This window comes from Pseudomarimonas salicorniae, assembly GCF_023156535.1.
In the GTDB taxonomy this organism is placed as follows: Bacteria; Pseudomonadota; Gammaproteobacteria; order Xanthomonadales; family Xanthomonadaceae; genus Pseudomarimonas; species Pseudomarimonas salicorniae.
Window position 1 is genome coordinate 380,892 of the sequence record NZ_JALNMH010000001.1, and the last position, 19,705, is coordinate 400,596.

Annotated in this window: 20 protein-coding genes; 11 read left to right on the forward strand and 9 right to left on the reverse strand. The window is 71.8% G+C overall.

Annotated features, from left to right (window positions below):
- Positions 1–20: 20 nt before the first annotated feature.
- From M0G41_RS01590 to M0G41_RS01605, 4 genes are all read right to left on the reverse strand, one after another.
- The gene (locus M0G41_RS01590; protein ID WP_248204467.1) at positions 21–452 is read right to left on the reverse strand and encodes a BLUF domain-containing protein; all 432 of its coding nucleotides are present in this window, start codon (positions 450–452) and stop codon (positions 21–23) included.
- A 70-nt stretch (positions 453–522) separates the two neighbouring features.
- Entirely contained in the window at positions 523–1,071 is a 549-nt protein-coding gene (locus M0G41_RS01595; RefSeq protein ID WP_248204468.1) for a GNAT family N-acetyltransferase, read from the reverse strand.
- Positions 1,072–1,517: 446 nt separating this feature from the next.
- The gene (locus M0G41_RS01600) at positions 1,518–2,525 is read right to left on the reverse strand and encodes a chorismate transformation FkbO/Hyg5 family protein (protein WP_248204469.1); all 1,008 of its coding nucleotides are present in this window, start codon (positions 2,523–2,525) and stop codon (positions 1,518–1,520) included.
- The gene (locus tag M0G41_RS01605) at positions 2,522–3,862 is read right to left on the reverse strand and encodes an NAD(P)/FAD-dependent oxidoreductase (RefSeq protein ID WP_248204471.1); all 1,341 of its coding nucleotides are present in this window, start codon (positions 3,860–3,862) and stop codon (positions 2,522–2,524) included. The genes M0G41_RS01600 and M0G41_RS01605 overlap by 4 nt, the downstream gene beginning before the upstream one ends.
- A gap of 257 nt (positions 3,863–4,119) precedes the next feature.
- Here M0G41_RS01605 and M0G41_RS01610 point away from each other — a divergent pair, with 257 nt between their 5' ends.
- The 9 genes from M0G41_RS01610 to M0G41_RS01650 all read left to right on the forward strand — a co-directional run bounded on the left by M0G41_RS01610 (position 4,120) and on the right by M0G41_RS01650 (position 11,031).
- Positions 4,120–4,389 (forward strand): phosphopantetheine-binding protein, encoded by a 270-nt coding sequence (locus tag M0G41_RS01610; RefSeq protein ID WP_248204472.1) that lies wholly within the window; start codon positions 4,120–4,122, stop codon positions 4,387–4,389.
- Complete coding sequence (locus tag M0G41_RS01615) at positions 4,386–5,069, forward strand: COG4648 family protein (protein ID WP_248204474.1); 684 nt, start codon at positions 4,386–4,388, stop codon at positions 5,067–5,069. The genes M0G41_RS01610 and M0G41_RS01615 overlap by 4 nt, the downstream gene beginning before the upstream one ends.
- A 31-nt stretch (positions 5,070–5,100) precedes the next feature.
- On the forward strand, positions 5,101–5,403 hold the full coding sequence (locus tag M0G41_RS01620; RefSeq protein WP_248204475.1) for a 3-hydroxyacyl-ACP dehydratase FabZ family protein: 303 nt from the start codon (positions 5,101–5,103) through the stop codon (positions 5,401–5,403).
- Positions 5,400–6,350 carry a lysophospholipid acyltransferase family protein gene (locus tag M0G41_RS01625; RefSeq protein WP_248204476.1) on the forward strand — a complete coding sequence of 317 codons (951 nt, stop codon included), beginning with the start codon at positions 5,400–5,402 and terminating at the stop codon, positions 6,348–6,350. Before M0G41_RS01620 ends, M0G41_RS01625 begins: the two co-directional genes overlap by 4 nt.
- Complete coding sequence (locus M0G41_RS01630; RefSeq protein ID WP_248204478.1) at positions 6,289–6,930, forward strand: LolA-related protein; 642 nt, start codon at positions 6,289–6,291, stop codon at positions 6,928–6,930. The genes M0G41_RS01625 and M0G41_RS01630 overlap by 62 nt, the downstream gene beginning before the upstream one ends.
- Positions 6,927–9,251 (forward strand): MMPL family transporter, encoded by a 2,325-nt coding sequence (locus M0G41_RS01635; RefSeq protein ID WP_248204481.1) that lies wholly within the window; start codon positions 6,927–6,929, stop codon positions 9,249–9,251. The genes M0G41_RS01630 and M0G41_RS01635 overlap by 4 nt, the downstream gene beginning before the upstream one ends.
- The gene (locus M0G41_RS01640; protein WP_248204483.1) at positions 9,238–9,690 is read left to right on the forward strand and encodes a hotdog family protein; all 453 of its coding nucleotides are present in this window, start codon (positions 9,238–9,240) and stop codon (positions 9,688–9,690) included. Before M0G41_RS01635 ends, M0G41_RS01640 begins: the two co-directional genes overlap by 14 nt.
- Positions 9,691–9,732: 42 nt before the next feature.
- On the forward strand, positions 9,733–10,461 hold the full coding sequence (gene fabG / locus M0G41_RS01645; protein ID WP_248204484.1) for a 3-oxoacyl-ACP reductase FabG: 729 nt from the start codon (positions 9,733–9,735) through the stop codon (positions 10,459–10,461).
- A gap of 63 nt (positions 10,462–10,524) precedes the next feature.
- Positions 10,525–11,031 carry a hypothetical protein gene (locus M0G41_RS01650; RefSeq protein ID WP_248204486.1) on the forward strand — a complete coding sequence of 169 codons (507 nt, stop codon included), beginning with the start codon at positions 10,525–10,527 and terminating at the stop codon, positions 11,029–11,031.
- Between the two features lie 565 nt (positions 11,032–11,596).
- Here the strand turns inward: M0G41_RS01650 and M0G41_RS01655 are convergent.
- The 4 genes from M0G41_RS01655 to M0G41_RS01670 are packed head-to-tail and all read right to left on the reverse strand — an operon-like array spanning position 11,597 to position 15,943.
- The gene (locus M0G41_RS01655; RefSeq protein ID WP_248204488.1) at positions 11,597–13,168 is read right to left on the reverse strand and encodes an NAD(P)/FAD-dependent oxidoreductase; all 1,572 of its coding nucleotides are present in this window, start codon (positions 13,166–13,168) and stop codon (positions 11,597–11,599) included.
- Positions 13,168–13,992, reverse strand: a complete 825-nt coding sequence (locus M0G41_RS01660) for a glycosyltransferase family 2 protein (RefSeq protein ID WP_248204490.1) — start codon at positions 13,990–13,992, stop codon at positions 13,168–13,170. The genes M0G41_RS01655 and M0G41_RS01660 overlap by 1 nt, the downstream gene beginning before the upstream one ends.
- Positions 13,989–14,762, reverse strand: coding sequence for a beta-ketoacyl synthase chain length factor (locus M0G41_RS01665; protein ID WP_248204492.1), 774 nt, complete (start codon positions 14,760–14,762; stop codon positions 13,989–13,991). The genes M0G41_RS01660 and M0G41_RS01665 overlap by 4 nt, the downstream gene beginning before the upstream one ends.
- On the reverse strand, positions 14,759–15,943 hold the full coding sequence (locus M0G41_RS01670; RefSeq protein ID WP_282452573.1) for a beta-ketoacyl-[acyl-carrier-protein] synthase family protein: 1,185 nt from the start codon (positions 15,941–15,943) through the stop codon (positions 14,759–14,761). Before M0G41_RS01670 ends, M0G41_RS01665 begins: the two co-directional genes overlap by 4 nt.
- Positions 15,944–16,056: 113 nt before the next feature.
- Between M0G41_RS01670 and M0G41_RS01675 the strand changes: the two genes are divergently transcribed.
- Both M0G41_RS01675 and M0G41_RS01680 read left to right on the forward strand, forming a co-directional pair.
- Complete coding sequence (locus M0G41_RS01675) at positions 16,057–16,725, forward strand: YdcF family protein (RefSeq protein WP_248204494.1); 669 nt, start codon at positions 16,057–16,059, stop codon at positions 16,723–16,725.
- A 91-nt stretch (positions 16,726–16,816) separates the two neighbouring features.
- Positions 16,817–17,218, forward strand: coding sequence for a hypothetical protein (locus M0G41_RS01680; protein WP_248204495.1), 402 nt, complete (start codon positions 16,817–16,819; stop codon positions 17,216–17,218).
- Between the two features lie 1,058 nt (positions 17,219–18,276).
- Here the strand turns inward: M0G41_RS01680 and M0G41_RS01685 are convergent.
- Positions 18,277–19,632, reverse strand: a complete 1,356-nt coding sequence (locus M0G41_RS01685) for an AMP-binding protein (RefSeq protein ID WP_248204497.1) — start codon at positions 19,630–19,632, stop codon at positions 18,277–18,279.
- Positions 19,633–19,705: the final 73 nt, after the last annotated feature.

Genomic DNA, 19,705 nt, shown 5'->3' on the forward strand with positions numbered 1-19,705 from the left:
CGCGCCCGGCGATGAATCGCCTAGCGGGCGGTCGAGCCGGCCTGGCCGGACCAGAACTCCTCGAGGAGGACCAGGCCGGGAGGCATCGAACCAGGCTGCCGCGCGGCCGCCGCCGCGCGCTTCCAGCTGGCGCTCGACAGGGCCAGGAAGTGCGAACGGGTCGGGCGGGCAAGGCCCATCCACCAGTCGGCGAAGACGCGCTGCTCGATCGGTTCGTCGAGGAGCACCCGCAGGCCGCGGTGCCGGCGGCTGCCGCGGATCCTCAGCATGGTCTCGTCGACGGCGGCCGACGGCCCCTCGAGGTACTGCAGGAAATCGCCATCGGCGTAGAGCAGCACGCCGCTTACTCCAGAATGGGCGTTGTTGCGGCGGGACTCGGAGAGCAGCCCCTCAAGCGCCGCCTCATCGAAGGGCCGGGTGGCAGAGCTCAGATAGCAGATACCTCGAAGCATGAAAGGCATTGTCGCCGACTGACCGGCGCCTTTGCAGCCATCCGCGAAGGGCCGCGGCGGCGGCGGCGCTTCAGCCCGGGGGACGCAGGCTCGCTTGCCCAGCCGGCGCGTGCAGGCGTTTCCAGTACAGCGCCGTGGGATGCAGCCGGCCGTCGGGACTGCGTGCGTAGTCGGGGATCTGTCCTGCCGGCTGCCAACCGCGGCGCCGGTAGAGCGCCTCGGCGCCGGAGCCGGCCTCGGTGTCGAGGACCAGCAGGAAGCGGCCCTGCTCGCCCGCGGCGCGCTCGGCGACATCCAAGAGGGCCGAGCCGATGCCGCGACCGCGCGCCGAGCGGTGCACCATCAGCTTCTGCAGCTCGGCCCGATGCCGGCCATTGGCCTTGTGGCAGAGCCCCAGCTGCACGCTGCCCAGCAGCCGGCCGGCGTCCTCGGCCACCCAGCACAACACATCCTGTTCCAGCGACTCGGCCAGGCCCTGCCAGTAGCCTGCGGCCTCGGCCCGGTCGAGGTGGGCCATGAAGCCGATCGAGGCGCCGCCCGCGACGGCGTCGAGGAGCAGGTCGCAGAGTGGGTCGACCAGTTCGGGGCCGAGCTGGCCAAGGCGTCGGATCGCGGGCATGGCCCAAGGTATCGATTGGTGCGGCGGGGCGGTAGCGCCGGCCTGCTGCTTGCCGGTGCGAACTGCGCACCGTTTTTGGGCCAGGCCTTGGGTGCGGGCGTTCAGGCAGCCCGGACCACCCCCTCCCAGCCTCCCCCTCCACCGCCTTCGGCGGCGCAAGGGGAGGGGCTGATGGAGCCGGGCGTCGATGGGCACGGCCGAACGAATCGGGCTCCTCCCCTTGCCGCGCTTCGCGCGGTAGGGGGAGGTTGGGAGGGGGTGGCGACGGTTCGCGTGGTTGGGGGTCGTCAGAACGCATTGCGTGCGATTGTGGGCAGTCGTTCGTTACCCAACGCTGGATCAGCGCAGCAAGCTGCGCACCACGATTTCGTATTCGCGCCCGTTGGGGACGGCGCCTGGTTCTGAACCTCGACTACTCCGCTCGGCGCGGAGAGGGAGCCGGCCCGCTAGCGGTGGAAGCCGTCGATCTCGATGCGCAGTTCGGCGCGGCAGACATCGGCGGCGAGCAGCAGGCGCTGCGTCGCGGCGGGCAGATGGCGGTCAAGTTCGGCAGCGACGGCGGCGGCGCTGTCGGCATCACGGACGTAGGCCTTGAGCAGGCTGCCCGCGCCGAATGCGGGCGCCAGGGAGGGGCGCAGGCCGCGCGCGGCCTGCAGCAGGCTAGCGAAGTTGCGGAAGGTCTCGTCGACCTGGTCGGCCAGGCTGTCGCGATGCAGGGAGGCGTGGCCGACCACGCTGGCCGTGCCGGACAGCAGCAGGGGCAGCGAAGGCGCGCCGGGCAGGGTCGCGCGGGAGAAGCTCGGTGGCTGCGGGCCGTACTGCCGCGGGTAGCGCCAGGCGGCGACCTGCCGTGGGTTCTCGATCGGGGTGCCCGGCTGCGGGCCGGCCAGCCAGTACAGGCGCAGCACGCGGGCGCCGTCGCGCAGGCCGATGGCCGTGGCAGCGGGATAGGCGGACAGCCGCTGGCCGATGCCGAGGGCGCGACCGATGCAGAACTGGCGGTAGCGCTCGGCATCGCCCTCGCCCTCGGTGATCGCGTCGATGTAGTTCCAGCTGCGCAGCAGGGCGGGATGGGGGCCCGAAGCCAGATGGTCGAGCAACTGCCGGTAGGCCGCCTCGGCGGCCGGCGTGATACCGCCGTGGCGCGCCTCGTCGACGCAGAGCGAACCGAAGGAAAGATCGCCAGCGCGGGCCCAGGCGATGTTGCCGTCGCGGCCGCAGAGGGCGTCGGCGTCGACCCGCCAGACCTCGAAGGGCACGGCGGCACCGAGCGGCTCGAGACCGACGTTGAAGTAGCGCGGGTCGTCATCCCGGGCCGGCGCGCGGCGACCGAAGCCGATCACCGCCAGGGTGCGCGGGTCGTCCAGCAGGCTGGACAGCGACGCCTCGCGATAGGCCACCTCGAGCTGCGGCAGGGCAGGCGCGGATCCGGGAGGCCATTCAAGGCTGCTCATGCCCGCCCTCCCTGCGACGCGCTCGATTGCAGCGTGTCCTCGGCAAAGGCGGCGCGGGCGTCGGCGCGCCGGCGCCACCAGCTGCGCAGGGCCTGCGGCGCCATGCGCAGGGCGGTCAGCCGGTAGACCATGCGGAAGGCGCGCAGGCGGCGGCGCACCGCGGGGTTGTCGAAGACATCGCCGGCCAGCATCGAGATCACCGCCTGCTCGATCTGCCAGTGGTTGCGCGGGCGGGCGAACAGTTCGCGCATCACCGGCGAGTTGAAGCGGTAGATGAACCACCTGAACTCATCGGTGCCGCGCTCCAGGCGACGGCGCATGGCCTGCTGCAGGCCACGCTCGCGGGCCGGTTCGCGCAGGGCGCCATCGACCACCTCGGCGCCCTGCTCGGCGCTGTCCATGGCGAGGAAGACGCCCGAGGAAAACACCGGATCGATGAAGGCGTAGGCGTCGCCGACGGCGATCCAGCCGCGCCCGCCCAGCGCATCGCAGGCGTAGGAGTAATTGCCGGTGACGTGGACCGGCGCGGCCCGCTCGGCGCCCTGCATGCGCGCAGCGACCTGCGGGATGGCCAACAGGGTCTGCGCCAGAAACCCCTCGCGATCGCCGCGACGGGTCTTGAGGTAGTCCGGGGAGCAGACCGCGCCCACGCTGGTCAGTCCGTCGGACAGGGGGATCAGCCAGATCCAGCCATGCTCGAAGCGCAGGATCGAGATGTTGCCGGCGTCCTCGCCCTCGCGACGGCTGACGCCCAGGTAGTGGCTGAAGATCGCCGCCGACTGGTGGCGCGGATTCCTGCGCTTGAGCCGCAGCTGCCGGGCGAGCAGCGTGTCGCGGCCGCTGGCGTCGACCACGTAGCGCGGACGCAGGGCGCGCTCCGCACCGGCCTCGCGCACGCTGACCCGGGCGGCGCCGCGCTCGTCCCATTCGACCGCGGTGACCTCGGCGCCCTCCCGGGCATCGACGCCGGCCGCGCGGGCGTGGGCGAAGAGCAGGGCGTCGAACGCGTCGCGGCGCACCTGGAAGGCGTGGTCGTGTCGCGCGCCCAGCGCGCGGCGGAAGTGGAAGGTGTTCGTCCGCTGCGCATCGATCGGGAAGTCGGCCCCGGCCTTGTGCACGCCGATCGCGCGAACCGCTTCGAGCACGCCGAGCCGCTCGAGGATGGGCAGGTTCATGGGCAGCAGGGATTCGCCGATATGGAAGCGCGGATGACGGTCCTTTTCCAGCAGGCAGACGCGCCAGCCGCGACGCGCCAGCAGGGTGGCAATGGTGGAACCCGCCGGGCCGCCGCCTGCGACCAGAACGTCCGGGTTGTCCACATTGCCTGCGTCCTGCATGTCCGGGCCCATCGTTGCGTGGCGGGGCAGGACGCGGGTTTCCGGCGTCGTCGCGCCGGCGGCGCACGGAAGGCTGCTGGCCGCAGCGGCGCCCGCCGGGCGGCGGACCCCAAACCGCGCATGATACACTCCGCGCCCGCCGCCGACGCCCCTGCAATGGGCTTTCCAGCGTGCATTTCGCCCGTTGTGCGCCCTCTGCCGGCGCGCCGGACGTCCCACCCTTAGCTTGCTGCCGGGCGCCGCCCGAGGCCATCGCCATGTCCCAACAGACTCCAGCTGAACGCGAACTAGCCGTCCTCCTTGTCGAGGCGCTCAACCTCGAAACCGTCACCGCCGAGGACATCGATCCCGAAGCCGCCCTGTTTGGCGAGGGCCTTGGCCTCGATTCCATCGATGCGCTGGAGCTGGCTCTTGCGATCTCCAAGCGCTATGGCTTCCAGCTGCGCTCGGACAGCGAGCAGAACCGCCGCATCTTCGCCAGCCTGCGCGCGCTTTCCGCCCACGTCGAGCAGCACAGGACGGCGTGACGCGACTCCTGCCGGCCGTGCTGGCGGTGACCTATCCATTGCTCGCCCACGCGGCGGCCTGGAGCGGCCAGCCGGTGTGGGCGCTGCTCGCCGGCGGCGTGCTGGTGCTGTTGGTCCTGTGGCCGGCCCTGGCACGCGGCCACTGGCTGGCCTGGCTGTCGCTGCTGCTCTGCGCCGCAGGTCTTGCCGCGCTGTACCAGCGCGCACTGGGCACCCTGCCGCTGTTCGCGCCGCCGGTGCTGCTCAACGCCTTCCTGGCCTGGCTGTTCGGTCGCACGCTGGCCGCGGGCCGGCGCCCGCTCATCGAGCAGATGGTGCGCGTCCTGCACGGGGAGCCCGATGCCATCGATGCGGGCGTCGCGCCCTACGCGCGTCGCCTGACCGCGCTCTGGGCGGGGCTGTTCGCAGCGCTTGCGGTGATCAACCTGATCCTGGCCCTGCTCGCCGTGCCCGACGGCCTGCTGGTCGAGACCGGCTTCGCGCCGCCGCTGGCTGTTCCGCTGTCGCTGTGGTCGCTGTTTGCCAACGTGCTCAACTACGTGATCGTCGCCGCCTTCTTTCTGCTCGAGTACGCCTACCGCAGGCGTCGATTCCCGGACCAGCCCTACCGCAACGTGGTCGATTTCACCTGCCGCGTCGCCCGGCTGGGGCCGGCCTTCTGGCGCGGGCTGGTACGCTGATGGCCGCGCGCTGCCACCGGCGGTCCGGATCATGAGCCTGCCGCTGCAGACGCTCTGCGTGCCCCCCGACCACCCGTGCCTGGCCGGCCACTTCCCGGGCAATCCGGTGGTCCCCGGGGTGCTGCTGCTGGAGGCGGTGCTGGACGCGGCCGAACGCATTGCGGATTGGCCCGCTGGCGGTTGCCGGCTGCCCCAGGTCAAGTTCGTCCGCCCGCTGCTGCCGGGGCAGGTCGCCGAGCTGCAGATCGAGCGGATCGACGATTCGCGGCTGCGCTTCCGGATCAGCCGCGAAGGCGAGCTGCTTGCCAGCGGCGAGCTGGGGGCGGCGGCATGAGCTGGAAGCAGCGCCCCGAGGGCGGCGGCCGCTTCGCCCTGTGGCTGATCCGCAGCATCGCCCTGTACGGCGGGCGCCCGCTCGGTCGCCTGCTGCTCTATCCGATCACCCTGTACTTCCTGCTTCGCCGGCGCCCCGAGCGCCACGCCTCGCGGGCCTACCTGTCGCGGGTGTTCGGTCGCCCGGCACGGCTCTCCGAGGTGGCCCGGCACATCCACACCTTCGCCTGCACCATCCTCGACCGCGTCTTCCTGCTCTCCGGTCGCTTCGGCCGCTTCGAGGTCGAGGTGCATGGCCTCGAGGTGCTGCATCAGGCCATGGAACAGGGCCGCGGCGTGCTGCTGCTCGGCTCGCACCACGGCAGCTTTGAATCTCTGCGCGCGCTGTCCCAGACCCGACCCGAGGTCGATGTGCGGGTGGTGCTGGACAAGGGCCAGAACCCGGAGATTACCCAGCTGCTCGACGCCCTGAACCCGCAGCTTGCGCGCGGGGTGATCGACGCCTCACAGCCCGGCACTTCGATCGTCCTGGCAATCGGCGAGGCGGCCGCGGAAGGCGCCCTGATCGGCCTGCTGGCCGACCGCGCCCGGCCGGGTGAGCCCTCGATGGATTGCGAGTTCCTCGGCAGCCCGGCGCCGTTCCCCACGGCGCCGATGCTGATCGCCTCCTCCCTGCATATCCCGGTGGTGCTCTGCTTCGGCCTCTACCGCGGCGGGCGGCGCTACGATCTGCACTTCGAGCTGTTCAGCGAAGGCCTGCGGATTCCCCGCGCCGGCCGCGCCGCGATGCTGTCCTCGCTGCTGCAGCGCTACGCCCAGCGGCTCGAACATCACGTCCGGCTGGCGCCGTACAACTGGTTCAACTTCTACGACTTCTGGCAGACCGATGCGCGCAACGCTGGCAGCCCTGCTGTTCCTGCTGAGCCTGTCGCCCGCGCGGGCGGCTGAGGACCCTGCCGCGCTGGACGCGCTGCTGGACCGGCTGCGCCAGCCGGTGCCGGCCAGCACGCCCTTCGTGGAGCGTCGCGGCTCGGCCCTGCTCAGCGAACCCCTGCTGCTCAGCGGTCGGCTGGAGCGGCCCGATGAGGACACCCTGCTTCGCGTGGTCGAGGCGCCCTACCGCGAGCGCAGCACGATCCGCGATGGCCGCGTCGAGCTGGAGCGCGAGGGCGAGTCGACGCGGCGCTTCTCGCTGCGCCGCGCCCCCGAACTCGCTGCCTTGCTCGACAGCTTCCGCGCCCTGCTCGGCGGCCAGCGCGCGCTGCTCGAGAAGCACTACACCGTGCGTTTGAGCGGTAATCCCGAGGCCGGCTGGCAGCTGTCGCTGACTCCGCGCGAGGCGCGCCGCCGGCAGCGGGTGCGCGGCATCGACCTGTTCGGCCGCGGCGCCTTGCTCGACTGTCTGGTGGTCCACGACGGCGAAGGCCAATCCAGCCCGATGCTGCTCGGCGCAGCGGCGGGCGGACCGACCGGAAGCCTGGCCGAGCGCTTCGCCGGCCACTGCGCGCCGCCGCCCTCGCAGCCATGAGCGCGCGCCGCCGCGCCGCACTGGCCCTGCTGTGGGCGGTCCTGCTGGCGGCGCTGGCGGCGTTCGCCGCCGCCCGGCTGCAGACCAGCGGCGACCTGCGCCTGTTCATGCCGGCGGCACAGACCACCGACCAGCGCCTGCTGCTCGACAGCCTTGGCGAGGGGCCCGGCTCGCGTCTGCTGCTGATCGCCCTGTCCGGCGCCGGGGCCGAGCCGCTGGCCGATGCCTCCCGCGCACTGCGTGAAGCGCTCGACGGGCAAGGGCTGTTCCGCCGCGTGCTCAACGGGGAGCAGGGCGCCGAGGCGTTTCCCGAGGACAGCCTGCCCTACCGCTACCTGCTGAGTGACGGCCTGGCTGCCCGGCCCCTCGACGCCGAGCACCTAGGCCGCGCGCTGCGCGCCCGCCTGCAGGACCTCGGCTCGCCGGCGGCCAGCCTGATCGAGCCCTGGCTGGCCCGCGACCCGACCCTTGAGATGCTCCACCTGGCCGAGCGCTGGCAGCCGGCGCGGGAGCCCGAGCGTCGCTTCGATGTCTGGTTCGACAAGGCCGGGGAGAACGCACTGCTGGTCGCCGAGACCGAGGCCGCCGGCTTCGATCCCGAGGCCCAGCAGGCCGCGCTGCGCGCCCTGCGGGCCGCGGTCGACGAGGTCGCCGAAGGCACACCGCTGCGGCTCGAAGTGTCAGGACCCGGGGCCTTCTCGGTGCTGATGCGCGAGCGCACCGAGGGCGAGGCGACCCGCCTTGGCCTGCTGGCCAGCGCGGCGATGATCCTGCTGATGGGCCTGGCCTACCGCGGCTGGCGCCTGCCCCTGCTCGGCGCCCTGCCGCTGGCCACTGCGGCGCTGGCAGGACTGGGCTGCGTGGCCTGGCTGTTCGGCTCGGTGCACGGCATCACCCTGGCTTTCGGATTCACCCTGATCGGCATCGCGCTGGACTATCCGGTGCACCTGTTCAGCCATCGCCACGCCGAACGCTCGGCCTGGCAGGACGCCCGGCGGATCGGCCGCACCCTCGCGGCCGGCGTGGTCTCGACCTGCCTCGCCTACGCCAGCTTCCTCGTCTCCGGCGTGGCCGGGCTTGCCCAGCTCGCCGCCTTTGCCATCGCCGGATTGCTGGCCGCGGCCCTCTCCACGCGCTGGCTGCTGCCCGCGCTGATGCCGGCAGCGGCAGGCGACCCCGGCCGCTCGGCCTGGGTGATGCGCCTCGACCGCCTGCCGGGTGCCCTGCCGCAGGCGCCGCGATGGGCGACACTGCTGGCCGTACTGGCGCTGGCTGCACTGCTGGCCTCGCCGCGATCACTCTGGGACGACAACCTCGGTCGTCTGACGCCGCTGCCGCAGGACCTGGTGCAGCGCGACGCCGAACTGCGCGCCGCCCTGCGCGCCAGCGACGTGCGTCATCTGCTGGTGCTCGAAGGCACCGACACCGAAGCCCTGCTGCAGCGCTGCGAGGCCCTGCTTCCCGGGCTCGATGGGCTGGTCGAAGCCGGCGCGCTGGACGACGCCGAGCCGCCCTGCCGCTACCTGCCCAGCCAGCGCACCCAGCTGGAGCGGCGTGCGGCCCTGCCCGATGCCGAGACACTGCGCGCCGCCCTCGAGGCAGCCGCCCATAACCTGCCGTTCCGCCAGGAGGCCTTTGCACCCTTCCTGGAGGACGTGGCTGCGGCACGCGAGGCCGCGCCGCTCGGCCCCGCCGACCTCGAGGGCAGCCCGCTCGGCAGCCGCCTCGCCTCCCTGCTGCCCGCCAGTGAGCCTCCGGTGGCCCTGATCGGCCTGTCCGGCCTGCGCGACGTATCGGCGCTGCAGCGTTTCGCGGCAACGTCCGGGGATGACCTGCACCTGCTCGATATGAAGGCCGCCTCCGAGGCGCTGGCCGCGACCTATCGCGAGCGCATGCTGCTGGCCCTGAGCCTGGCCTTCGCCCTGCTGCTGCTGGCCCTGGCCGCCTTCCTGCGCGACCTCCGCCGGGTCGGCCAGGTGCTGGCCCCGGTGCTGCTCGCTGCCCTGTGCACGGCGGCGGCCCTGCACCTGGGCGGCGTCGCCTTCAACCTGTTCCACCTGGTCGCGCTGATCCTTGCCAGCGGCCTCGGCCTGGACTACGCGCTGTTCTTCCAGCGCGCCGGGCGCGACCCGGACGAGCGCCGGCGCACCCTGCACGGCATCGGCGTCTGTGCCGTCTCGACCCTGCTGGTGTTCGGCCTGCTGGCCAGCTCGAGCGTCCCGGTGCTGCGGGCGATCGGCCTGACCGTCGCCCTGGGCGTCGCCTTCAACCTGCTGCTGGCGAGCCAGCTTGCCGCGGAGCGCATCGATGATCGACCGTGACGCCATCCTCGCGATGATTCCGCACCAGGGCAGCATGTGCCTGCTCGATCGCGTGCTCGACTGGAACGACGAGCGCATCCACTGCCAGAGCGAGGCCCACCTGCGCGCCAACCTGCCGCTGCGCAGCGGCGGCCGCCTGCGCGGGGTGCACCTGTGCGAGTTCGGCGCCCAGTCGATGGCCGTGCACGGCGGACTGCTCGCCCGCGCCAGCGGCGGGCGGGCCCAGCCCGGCCTGCTGGTCGCCTTGCGTGGCGTGCGCATCAGCCATGGCGTCCTGCCCGCGCTGCCGGGCCCGCTCGACGTATTCGGCGACAAGCTGGCCGCCGGCGAGACCGGCTGGCAGTACGCCTTTCGCGTCAAGCACGCCGGCGAGCTGCTGGCCGAAGGCCGCGCCGCGGTGATGCCGGCACCCTGCGGCATGAACCTGTCGTTGCGCTGAAACGCCTCGACCCCTGAACCCAGAACCAAGGGAGACCTGACCATGAGCACCATCCGACGCGCCCTGGTCACCGGCGGCAGCGGCGACATCGGTAGCGCCACCTGCCGCGCCCTGTCCGCCGCCGGCTGCCACGTCATCGTCCACGCCCACCGCGGCCTTGAGCGAGCCGAACAGCTGGTTCAGTCGCTGCGCGAGGCCGGCCACGGCGCCGAGGCGGTGGCCTTCGACGTTGCCGATCCCGCGGCCAGCGGCCAGGCCCTCGCCGGCCTGCTGGAGTCGGGGCCGATCCAGGTTCTGGTCAACAACGCCGGGATCCACGAGGACGCGACCATGGCCGGGATGGGCTTCGAGCAGTGGCAGCGGGTGGTGAACGTCAGCCTGAACGGCTTCTTCAACGTGACCCAGCCGCTGCTGCTGCCGATGGCGCGCACCCGCTGGGGCCGGATCATCAACGTCTCCTCGGTGGCCGCCGTGCTCGGCAACCGCGGCCAGACCAACTACGCCGCCGCCAAGTCCGGTCTGCACGGCGCCTCACGCTCGCTGGCCCGCGAACTGGGATCACGCGGCATCACCGTCAATGTCGTCGCGCCCGGCGTCATCGAGGGCCGGATGGCCGATGACAGCTTCTCCGCCGAGCAGGTCAAGCAGATCGTCCCCGCCGGCCGCGCCGGCCGCCCCGAGGAAGTCGCCGCCCTGATCGCCTTTCTTGCCTCGGACCAGGCCGGCTACATCAACGGGCAGGTGATCGGGATCAACGGCGGGATGGGGTGACAGCTCCGGCCTTATCACGCAGTATCGTGCAGCCAGGTTCCGTTCACCCATACAGGAGGCTTCTTGAAACCGATGCTTAAGCTGTTGCCGTTTGCCCTCGCCCTTGCCAGCGCACCGGCGCTCGCCGACAGCGTGCGCATGGCCGCCGAAACACCCTATTCCGAGGACGCGGAGATCTCCGAGAAGGTGCGCAGCGAGTGCCTGAAGCTCAACGGACAGCTGCCCGCCTACACCCGCGAGTTCGGCGCCGAATTCGGCGTGCGCGTCGATCTGCTCGACCGCATCGACACTGCGGCCGAGGGCCGGGTGCTCGAGGTCGAGATCCTCGATGCGGTCAGCATGGGCAACGCCTTCATCGGGCACCAGAAGCACTCGCGGATCAAGGGCAACCTGTACGAGAACGGCCAGCTGGTGGCCAGCTTCAAGGGCCGCCGCAACTCCATGGGTGGTGCATTCGCCGGCTACAAGGGCTCCTGCTCGGTGCTCGGCCGGACCATGAAGGCCCTTGGCAAGGACATCGCCCAGTGGCTGCAAAACCCCACCGACGGCGCGCGACTGGGCGACATGTAGCCCGCGGCTGCGGGGGCTTTCCCTTCGGCCGCTACTGCCCCAAGGCACCACAAGCGGCGCAGCAGGACAGCGCACCCCATCCCTGCGTCGATGGGGTCGTCGCGCGCAAGGTTCGCATTCGCCTCGGTCGCTGAAATGCCCGCGCCCTCTGTGGGAGTGCCCTTGGGCGCGACCGCGGAGTTCCGCTCTGGCCGCGGTCTATGGTGAATCCACAGCGCCGCGGTCGCGCCCATGGGCACTCCCACAGTCGGGTCTCGTTGAAACGCGGGAATGCGGTGGAAGTGGTCGGGATTCAGACGCGCCACAAGGGCGCGAAGTTCGCGTTCGCCCCGGTCCCGCTGTAGGAGCCAGCTTGCTGGCGATAGGCGCCCCGGATGGGACGATCGCCAGCAAGCTGGCTCCTACATTCGGGCGTTGTGGAAGGTCTGCTTCGCGCCCGTTGTTTGCATTCACGCCTCGGCGAGCGGGCTTCGGGGCAGGTGCGGTGCATCCTGTTTGCCTGGCGCGGCCGCGGGTGGGCCGGGCGCCCTGGTTCTGAACATGCCGTTTGGCCTGTGCGTCGGGCTCAGGCGACCTCGCGGAACAGGGCCGGCGGATCGGGCTGCGGCGGGGCTCCGGGGCTCAGCCCGGCGCGTCGGTCCAGGGCCTGGGCGAGGCGCTCGAGGAGCTGGACGTTCTGTCGCAACCGCTGGCGCAGGGCGTCATCGTCGAGGGGGTCGTGCAGGCCGCGGTTGAGTTCGTGGAACCAGTCGAGTTCGCCCTGGTCGAGCATGACCGCGTCATTGGGCGCGGGGCCGCGCTGGTCCCAGGCGCGGAAGAGCGACTGCATCCGCGCGTTGAGCTGCTGGGCCTGCTCCAGTTCCGGGCGCAGCTCGCCGAGCAGGATGAGGTCGGTCAGGCGATGCTGGAAGACCAGCTGGCAGAGCACGCCCCAGTAGTAGGCGTAGTCCCAAAGCACCTTGTTCGGAAACACCTCGGCATTGCCGAACAGCGGGTACTGGTCCTGGTAGAGGCTGAGCGTGTTCTCGTAGAAGGACTGGAACAGCTGCTCGTAGAGCCGCGCGTAGGGGCCGAGCGATGCCCCCTCGCGCTGGCGGGCAACCAGTTCGACGATGTAGGTGTTGGCGATGGCGATGAAGTCGCTGCCGGGAGAGTAGAACGGGTCCAGGAAGACCCCGGCCTCACCGGTCAGCGCCCAGCGGTCGGCCGAGAACACCTGCTTGCAGCGGTAGGAGAATTTGCGGAAGAAGGCGAAGTCGAGCAGGCCCTTGCGCGCGGCCTCGACATGGTCGGCGAGCAGGGGCTGGTGGCGACGCAGCCAGTCGAGCGCGCGCTCGAAGCTGTTCATCGACTCCAGCGGATGCAGGGCCGGATCGGCGACGATGCCGACCGAGTGCGCCCCGGAAGACAGCGGGATCAGCCACACCCAGTAGCCCGGCCCCACCAGGTGATTGGTCGAGCGCCAGCGCTCGGGCGGCTCGCACTCGGCACGCCAATCCGGGTTGTCGCACCAGTCATCGATCTTCAGCCGCCGGTCGAGCCGGAACCAGACGGCATGGGCGTTGTGCGCGTTGTCCTCGGCCAGGCCCAGGCGGCGCTTGATCAGGCCGGCGCGGCCGGACGCATCGAGCAGCCAATCGGCCGTGACCTCGTGGCGCGCGCCGGCCTGCTCGAAGACCACCCGGTGCGGCTGGGTGTCCCCGCCGATGGCCAGCTCACGGACCACGGCGGCGTCGCGGAACTCGATGCCGCGACGGCGCACTTCCTCGCCGAGGAAATTCTCGAAGATGCCGCGGTCGATCTGCCAGGCCGGAGTCGGCAGCGCGCGGCGCACGCCCAGCTCGGTGACCTGGTCGAGCTCGCGATGGCCATCGGAGAAGAAGAAGCGAAAGCCGAACTTCCGGATGTGGCAGCGCTCGAGGTGCTCGCGCAGGCCGAGAGCGTCGGCGAAGTAGTGGGCACCGATCTCCACGGTCGATTCGCCGACCTTGTGCGCCGCCTCGGGCACCGGATGCGGGCGCCGTTCGACGACCAGGATGCGCAGCTCGGGAAAGCGCTGCCGCAGCTGCAGGGCAAGGGTCAGGCCGGCGAGGCCGCCGCCGAGGATCAGGGCGTCGACGCTGGCCGCCGTCGGCATCAGCCGGGCCTTGCCGCGGCGACGCCCGAGCCCAGCGCATCGCCGCCGGCGGACTGCTCGGGCACCCAGACCTCGGGCCGGCTGCGGCGCGCCTCGATGTATCGCGGGATCACCCGGCCATGGGTCCAGACCCGGCCGACCACGTGGGAGGTGATCCGCCACAGGTCGGTCAGCGGGCGGAAGTGCGAGCGGCGCAGCTTCTCGCCGAGGCCCGGTCCGGAGTAGCGCGATTCGATCGGCACCGAGACGCAGTGAACACAGAGTTTGCGCGCGGCCTGGATCAGGATCTCGGCCTCGAAGACGAAGCCGTCGGTCTCGACGTCGAGCGCGGCGACCTCGATCGGGTAGTAGCGCTGGCCGCTCTGGGTATCGGCGATGCGCCGGCCGGTGGCCCAGGCGATACCCCAGTCGCCAAACTCGTTGGCCAACCGGCGGTAGAGCGGCTGCTGGGCGCGCTTCTTCAGGCGGGCGCCGATGATGATGCGTCCGGGGTGGACCTCGGCCGCGGCCAGCAGGCGCGGGATGTCATCGGGATCGTGCTGGCCGTCGCCGTCCATGCTCAGCACGCCCTGGTAGCCGGCCTCGACGGCCAGGCGGAATCCGTCACGCAGGCTCTCGCCCTTGCCACAGCGCCGCGCGTGTCGGACCAGGGTGACCGGCAGGTCGCGGATGCACTCGACGGTGTCGTCGGTGGAGCCGTCGTCGACGACGATCACGTTCGGACAGTGGCGCAGCGCGCCCTCGACCACCTCGCGGATGCGCAGCGCCTCGTTCAGCGCCGGGATCAGCACCGCGATGCGCCGGGACAGCGGAGACGGACTCATGCCGCCAGCTCCACGCTGAGCCGAGAGCCGGGTCCGGCCGGCAGCAGGCAGCGACCGCCGCCGCGGGCCAGGGCGCTGAACAGCGGCAGCATCGGCGCCATGGCATTGCCGGCGTAGCGCTCGGCCAGCGCATCGCGCTCCCTATCCGCCGCGCCTTCCTCGAGGCGCAACCGGTGGTCGCCCTCGGCGCCGCGGGACAGCACGAGCCCGGCGGCCAGCAGGCCCTCGCTGCGGCTGATCCGACCGAGCGGGCCCTGCGACTGGGCGTCGTAGGCCACCAGCAGCACCTGCGGGGCGCCGTCGGCCAGCTGGGCGGCGGCTTCGAGCAGGCCCTGGGCGAAGCTGGCATCGAAGGCGGAGAGCGCCGTGGCCGGCGCGTGGCAGCCGACGCCGATGGTCCAGTAGCCGGCCGCGGCGTTATGCACCGAGTTGTGGAACTTGGTCGGCGAGATGCTTCGCGGCGCCTCGGCGAGGCTGGCGCACATGTAGTCGGTGATGGCGAGGTCGCCGTGGGTCGAGGTGAACACCGAGGGCAGGGCCGCGGGGTCGGCGCCGGCATCGCGGCAGGCCGCCATGGCGACCTCGATGGCCAGGGCCACGGTGTCCGGTGCGCGACGGCGCTCGTTGGGCGGGAGCAGGTCGGGGGCCGGCTTGCGCGGCGCGGCCTCGGGCAGCTCGCCGGTTTCGATGAAGCGGCGTGCGAGGTCCCAGCCGGGCAGCCCACTGGCCCAGAAACCGATGCCGTCGATGCGGAAGGCGAACTGGCTCATGCGTAGCCGAACAGCAGGGAGGCGTTGTTGCCGCCAAAACCAAACGAATTGTTCATGACGTGGCGGCAGCGGCGCTGGCCATTGTCGAGGCGCAGCTGAGGGCCGCAGAGCGGGTCCAGCTCGGCGCTGTTGAGGGTGCCCGGCACCTCGCCGTGCTCCAGCGCCAGCAGGGCAATCACCGACTCGATGATGCCCGCGGCGCCCAGCGTGTGGCCGGTCCAGCCCTTGGTCGAGCTGGCCCAGGTCGAGGCCGGGAACAGGCCGGCGATGGCGTCGGCCTCGATCTCGTCGTTCTTCGGCGTCGCCGTGCCGTGCAGGTTGATGTAGTCGATGTCGGCGGGCGTGAGGCCGGCGCGGCTCAGTGCGCCTTCCATGGCCAGCCGCGCGCCAAGTCCCTCGGGATGCGGGCTGGACATGTGGTGGGCATCGCTGGATTCGCCCCAGCCTAGCAGGCGCGGGCCGCTGCCCTCGCGTTCAAGCAGGGCGAAGCCGGCAGCCTCGCCCAGCGAGAGACCGCGGCGGGCGACATCGAAGGGACGGCAGGGCTCGCTGGAAACCAGCTCCAGCGCGTTGAAGCCGAACAGGACGCTGCCGCAGAGGGTGTCGACGCCGCCGACCACGGCGGCCTCGACCACGCCCGAGCGGATCAGCCGCGCGGCCTGGGCGAAGACCTTGGCGCTGGACGAGCAGGCAGTGGCCACGGTGACCGCCGGGCCGCGCAGGCCCAGCGCCTGCTGGACGAAGTCACCCAGGGAATGCGGCGTGTGCACGATCGGCCGGGCGAGGTCGGCCGGGAAGCCGCCGTCACCGTCGAGCCGGGTGTAGGCCTCCTCGCTGGCGCCGATGCTCGAGGTCGAGGTGCCGACGACCACGGCGACGCCGCGCTCGCCGTGGCGCTTGCGCGCGGCGGCCACCCGGTCGAGGAAGCCATCGGCCTGCAGGGCCATCCAGGCCAGCCGGTTGTTGCGGCAGTCCCAGCCTGCGAGCGATGCGGGCAGGGCGGACTCCTCGACGCCGGCGACGCGGCCGATGAAGGTGTCCAGCCGCTCCCCGTCGCCGAAATCGTTGCGCCGCAGGCCGCTGCGCCGGGCAGCCAGGGCCTCGCGCAGCGGGCCGAGGCCGACGCCGACGGCGCTGGTGGCGGTATAGGCGGCAATGCAGGGAGCAGCGTTTGCGGACAAGGACTTGCACCGGGTGGACGGCCGGGCAGTATCGCGCCTGTGACGATGGCGCGCCAAGCAAGAGGTGCGCGCCGGGCGTGGCGGGGCCGCCGATCCTGCCGCAGAATTCGGCGATGCGCGCCCCCGACGACCCGCACCTGCGCCGCGATATCGCCCACTCGCTGGGCATCGCCTCGCTCGCCTGCCTGGCCACCTGCGGCCTGCTCTACCTCGCCTATCTGGGGCATGTACTGCGCGTGGCGGTGGGCAGCCGGCAGCGGATCGAGGGCGGCGACTGGGTGCTGGTGTTCGGCAAGCGCCTGCAACAGGGCCGGCCGGATGCCGATTTCGAGGCCAGGCTGCGACATGCGCACCGACTGGCCCACGCGGCGCCCGGCCGGCCGCTGATGCTGCTCGGCGGCGGCGCGGCGCACGAGCCCAGCGAGGCCGCGACCGGCCTTGCCCGACTGCGGGAGCTGGGCCTGCCCGAGGCGCTGAGCGTGCGGCTGGAGGACCAGTCGCAGGACACGCTGCAGAACCTGCGTCATGCCCGACGCCTGTTGGGCGAGGCCCCGGCCCGGGTGGTGCTGCTGTCCAGCCGCTACCACCTTGCCCGCTGCGCCCGGCTGGCCGGCCAGCTCGGTTTCGACTTCGAGCTCTGCGCCGCCGAGTCGCGCTTCGAGCCGAGCCCGCGGATGCTCGGACGGCTGGCCGGCGAGGCCGCCTACCTGTGCTGGCTGGATATCGGCACCCGCTGGGCGCGGCTGATCCGCCACCGCCGGATGCTGGCCCGGGTCACCTGAGCCGCACGGCGGCCAGGCCGGAGCCCGGGGACTTGCCAAGCCGCACCGCGCTGACGCAGCCTTCGCCCTCCTCTCAACACAGGGTTTGACCATGACGCTACGCATCGCGCTGTTCCTGCTGCTCGGCCTCCTGGCCACGCCGTTCTCCGCCATGGCCGCGGCCGAGCTGGTCGATCCGGATCCGCTGGCGGTGCCGGCAGGCGTCGATGGCGAGACCGTGGCCACCGAGATCAAGCGCGCCCTGATCGGCCGCGGCTGGGTGGTGACCGGCGAGCAGCCCGGGCGGATCGACGCCAGCCTGCACCTGCGCGCCCATGTCGCCCGCGTCGCGATCAGCTTCGATACCGAATCGGTACGGGTGAACTACGTGTCCTCGGACAACCTCGACTACCGCGAGAAGAAGGGCCGCCGCTACATCCACAAGAACTACCTGAGCTGGGTCAACAACGTGCTGACCGACCTCTCGCGCAATCTGCAGATGGCGACGCTGTAGGGTTTGAAGCACCGGAATCGGGGATCGCGGCGATCCCCGTCCGTTCGCCCTGGAGTATCGAAAGGCGAATCCCCACGCTGCGTCGGGCCGCTCGTGCTTCGAAACCGCAGCACGAACGGCCTTGGGGGTCTGGGGGATCCGGGGCGAACTGAGCCGGCGTCCGGAGACGGCGCGCGTAGTCACGCGGCGCCTTTGCGGACCGCGCGGCTTGGCGGGAACACCACGCCCCGCCGGAGCCCGTTCGCCCTGAGGTATCGAAGGGCGAACCCCCACGCTGCCGAGCGCCGCACGTGCTGCGATACCTCAGCACGAACGGCTTCGTGGCGTGGCGGATGACGGGGCTTCGCTGCGCGTCGGCGAAGCCCCATAGGGTGTGCCTGGGCGCGTCGATACGGGCATTCGGACGGTACGCCCGGTGCGGCCAGCCGCACCCTATGGCGCCCCGAATGAAACCCGTTCGCCCTGAGGTATCGAAGGGCGAAGCCCCACGCTGCCGAGCGCCGCACGTGCTGCGATACCTCGGCACGAACGGCTTCGTGGCCTGGCGGATGACGGGGCTTCGCTGCGCGTCGGCGAAGCCCCATAGGGTGTGCCTTGGCGCACCGATACGGGCATTCGGACGGTACGCCCGGTGCGGCCAGCCGCACCCTATGGCGCCCCGAATGAAACCCGTTCGCCCTGAGGTATCGATGGGCGAAGCCCCACGCTGCCGAGCGCCGCACGTGCTGCGATACCTCAGCACGAACGGCTTCGTGGCGTGGCGGATGACGGGGCTTCGCTGCGCGTCGGCGAAGCCCCATAGGGTGTGCCTTGGCGCACCGATACGGGCATTCGGACGGTACGCCCGGTGCGGCCAGCCGCACCCTATGGCGCCCCGAATGAAACCCGTTCGCCCTGAGGTATCGAAGGGCGAACCCCCACGCCGCCGAGTGCCGCACGCGCTTCGATACCTCAGCACGAGCGGCATGGGAGGTTGTCCGCGATTTGAGGGGCAGGGGCAGCGCGGCGATGGGTAGCGGGACGGCGCAGGCAGTCCGGCTGCGAACGCGGCCAGCCGCTCAGCCCGCCGCCAGCGCCTCAAGCAGGGCCGCGCGGGGCAGCTTGCCGGTGTCGTTGCGCGGCAGGCGCGCGACCCGGCGCAGCGGGCGGGGCAGGAAGACCGCGTCCACCGACTCGCGCAGGGCGGCCAGGACCTCGGCCTCGGAAATGTCGCTGACCACCAGGGCACACAGGCGACGCACGCCGGCGGCGTCGGTCTCGTCGCTCTGGAAGACCACCGCGTCGCGCACGCCCGGCACCGCCTGCAGGCGACGGGTCAGATCACCAAGCGAGGCGCGCTTGCCAGCGATCTCCAGGAGGTCGCTGCTGCGCCCGCGCAGCAGGAAGCGCTCGCCATCGACCTCGATGGCGTCCTGCAGGCGCACCGCCTGGGCGAACCAGGGCGCGTCGACATCGGTGCCATCCGGCCCCGGGCGCAGCTCGACCCCGGCGTAGCGGGTGTAGGCCTCGTCCAGTGCAGTGCGGCGCCAACCGACCACGCAGGTTTCGGTGGACCCGAACATCTCGATCACCCGCGTCGCGTGCCGGGCCTCGATGGCCGCGGCCAGCTCCGGCGACAGTGGCGCGGTCGCCGAGAGCACGAGCGCCAGCGGCGGCAGGTCGACCCCCGATTCGAGCAGGGCGCGCAGATGCACCGGCGTGCTCACCAGCACCCGCGGCGCTTCGGCACAGCGCAGGGCATCGGCGATCTCGGCCGGGAAGAAGGGCCGCCCAGCGTGCACCGAGAAGCCGCCGAGCAGGGGCAGCAGGACCGAGGTCTCCATCCCGTACATGTGCTGCGGCGGCACGGTGGCGACGATGCAGGCGTGCTCGCCGGCCTGCTCGCGGACCAGGGCCGCGTTCATCGCGTTGCTGGCGCAGAAGCCGGCCCAGGTCTTCGGATTGGCCTTGGGTACGCCGCTGCTGCCCGAGGTGAAACCGATGGCCACCACCTGGCCGGGGGCAAGGCCGGGTAGCCCGGCGTCTCCATCGAGGGCGACGGGCCCGCCCTGCAGGCGGTGGAAGCGCGGCGGCAGGCGCTCGGGCGCCTCCTCGGCGATGCAGTAGCTCTGCGGGTGGCGATCGAGCGCTTCGCGGACCACGTCCGGCGCCCGCGAGTGCGGCAGCAGATTGGTCTGGCCGCGCAGCGCGACCGCGCAGAACGCGACCAGGAAGCGGTAGCGGTCCTCGCAGAGGTTGACCGCATGACGCGCCTCGGGAAGGGCCCGGGCGGCGGCGCGGACGTCGTCGAGGAAGCGCGCTGCATCGATCCGCCCCTCGGCGCCGCCGAAGCTGATCGCGCGCGACAGCGGCCCGCCGTCCAGCAGGGGAAGCGAGAGAGGCACAGTATCGTCGGGTCGGATCGCGGCGGACATGGATTCCCGAGGAGCCGGTCGGGCAGCGGATTATCGGGGTCGTCCGCGGGCTTGGCCAGTGACGCCGGGTCAC

Coding starts and splice junctions, on each gene's coding strand:
- M0G41_RS01590 (WP_248204467.1), bottom strand. CDS start 452: ATGCTTCGAGGTATCTGCTATCTGAGCTCTGCCACCCGGCCCTTCGAT.
- M0G41_RS01595 (WP_248204468.1), bottom strand. CDS start 1,071: ATGCCCGCGATCCGACGCCTTGGCCAGCTCGGCCCCGAACTGGTCGAC.
- M0G41_RS01600 (WP_248204469.1), bottom strand. CDS start 2,525: ATGAGCAGCCTTGAATGGCCTCCCGGATCCGCGCCTGCCCTGCCGCAG.
- M0G41_RS01605 (WP_248204471.1), bottom strand. CDS start 3,862: ATGCAGGACGCAGGCAATGTGGACAACCCGGACGTTCTGGTCGCAGGC.
- M0G41_RS01610 (WP_248204472.1), top strand. CDS start 4,120: ATGTCCCAACAGACTCCAGCTGAACGCGAACTAGCCGTCCTCCTTGTC.
- M0G41_RS01620 (WP_248204475.1), top strand. CDS start 5,101: ATGAGCCTGCCGCTGCAGACGCTCTGCGTGCCCCCCGACCACCCGTGC.
- M0G41_RS01625 (WP_248204476.1), top strand. CDS start 5,400: ATGAGCTGGAAGCAGCGCCCCGAGGGCGGCGGCCGCTTCGCCCTGTGG.
- M0G41_RS01630 (WP_248204478.1), top strand. CDS start 6,289: ATGCGCGCAACGCTGGCAGCCCTGCTGTTCCTGCTGAGCCTGTCGCCC.
- M0G41_RS01635 (WP_248204481.1), top strand. CDS start 6,927: ATGAGCGCGCGCCGCCGCGCCGCACTGGCCCTGCTGTGGGCGGTCCTG.
- M0G41_RS01640 (WP_248204483.1), top strand. CDS start 9,238: ATGATCGACCGTGACGCCATCCTCGCGATGATTCCGCACCAGGGCAGC.
- fabG (WP_248204484.1), top strand. CDS start 9,733: ATGAGCACCATCCGACGCGCCCTGGTCACCGGCGGCAGCGGCGACATC.
- M0G41_RS01655 (WP_248204488.1), bottom strand. CDS start 13,168: ATGCCGACGGCGGCCAGCGTCGACGCCCTGATCCTCGGCGGCGGCCTC.
- M0G41_RS01660 (WP_248204490.1), bottom strand. CDS start 13,992: ATGAGTCCGTCTCCGCTGTCCCGGCGCATCGCGGTGCTGATCCCGGCG.
- M0G41_RS01665 (WP_248204492.1), bottom strand. CDS start 14,762: ATGAGCCAGTTCGCCTTCCGCATCGACGGCATCGGTTTCTGGGCCAGT.
- M0G41_RS01675 (WP_248204494.1), top strand. CDS start 16,057: ATGCGCGCCCCCGACGACCCGCACCTGCGCCGCGATATCGCCCACTCG.
- M0G41_RS01680 (WP_248204495.1), top strand. CDS start 16,817: ATGACGCTACGCATCGCGCTGTTCCTGCTGCTCGGCCTCCTGGCCACG.
- M0G41_RS01685 (WP_248204497.1), bottom strand. CDS start 19,632: ATGTCCGCCGCGATCCGACCCGACGATACTGTGCCTCTCTCGCTTCCC.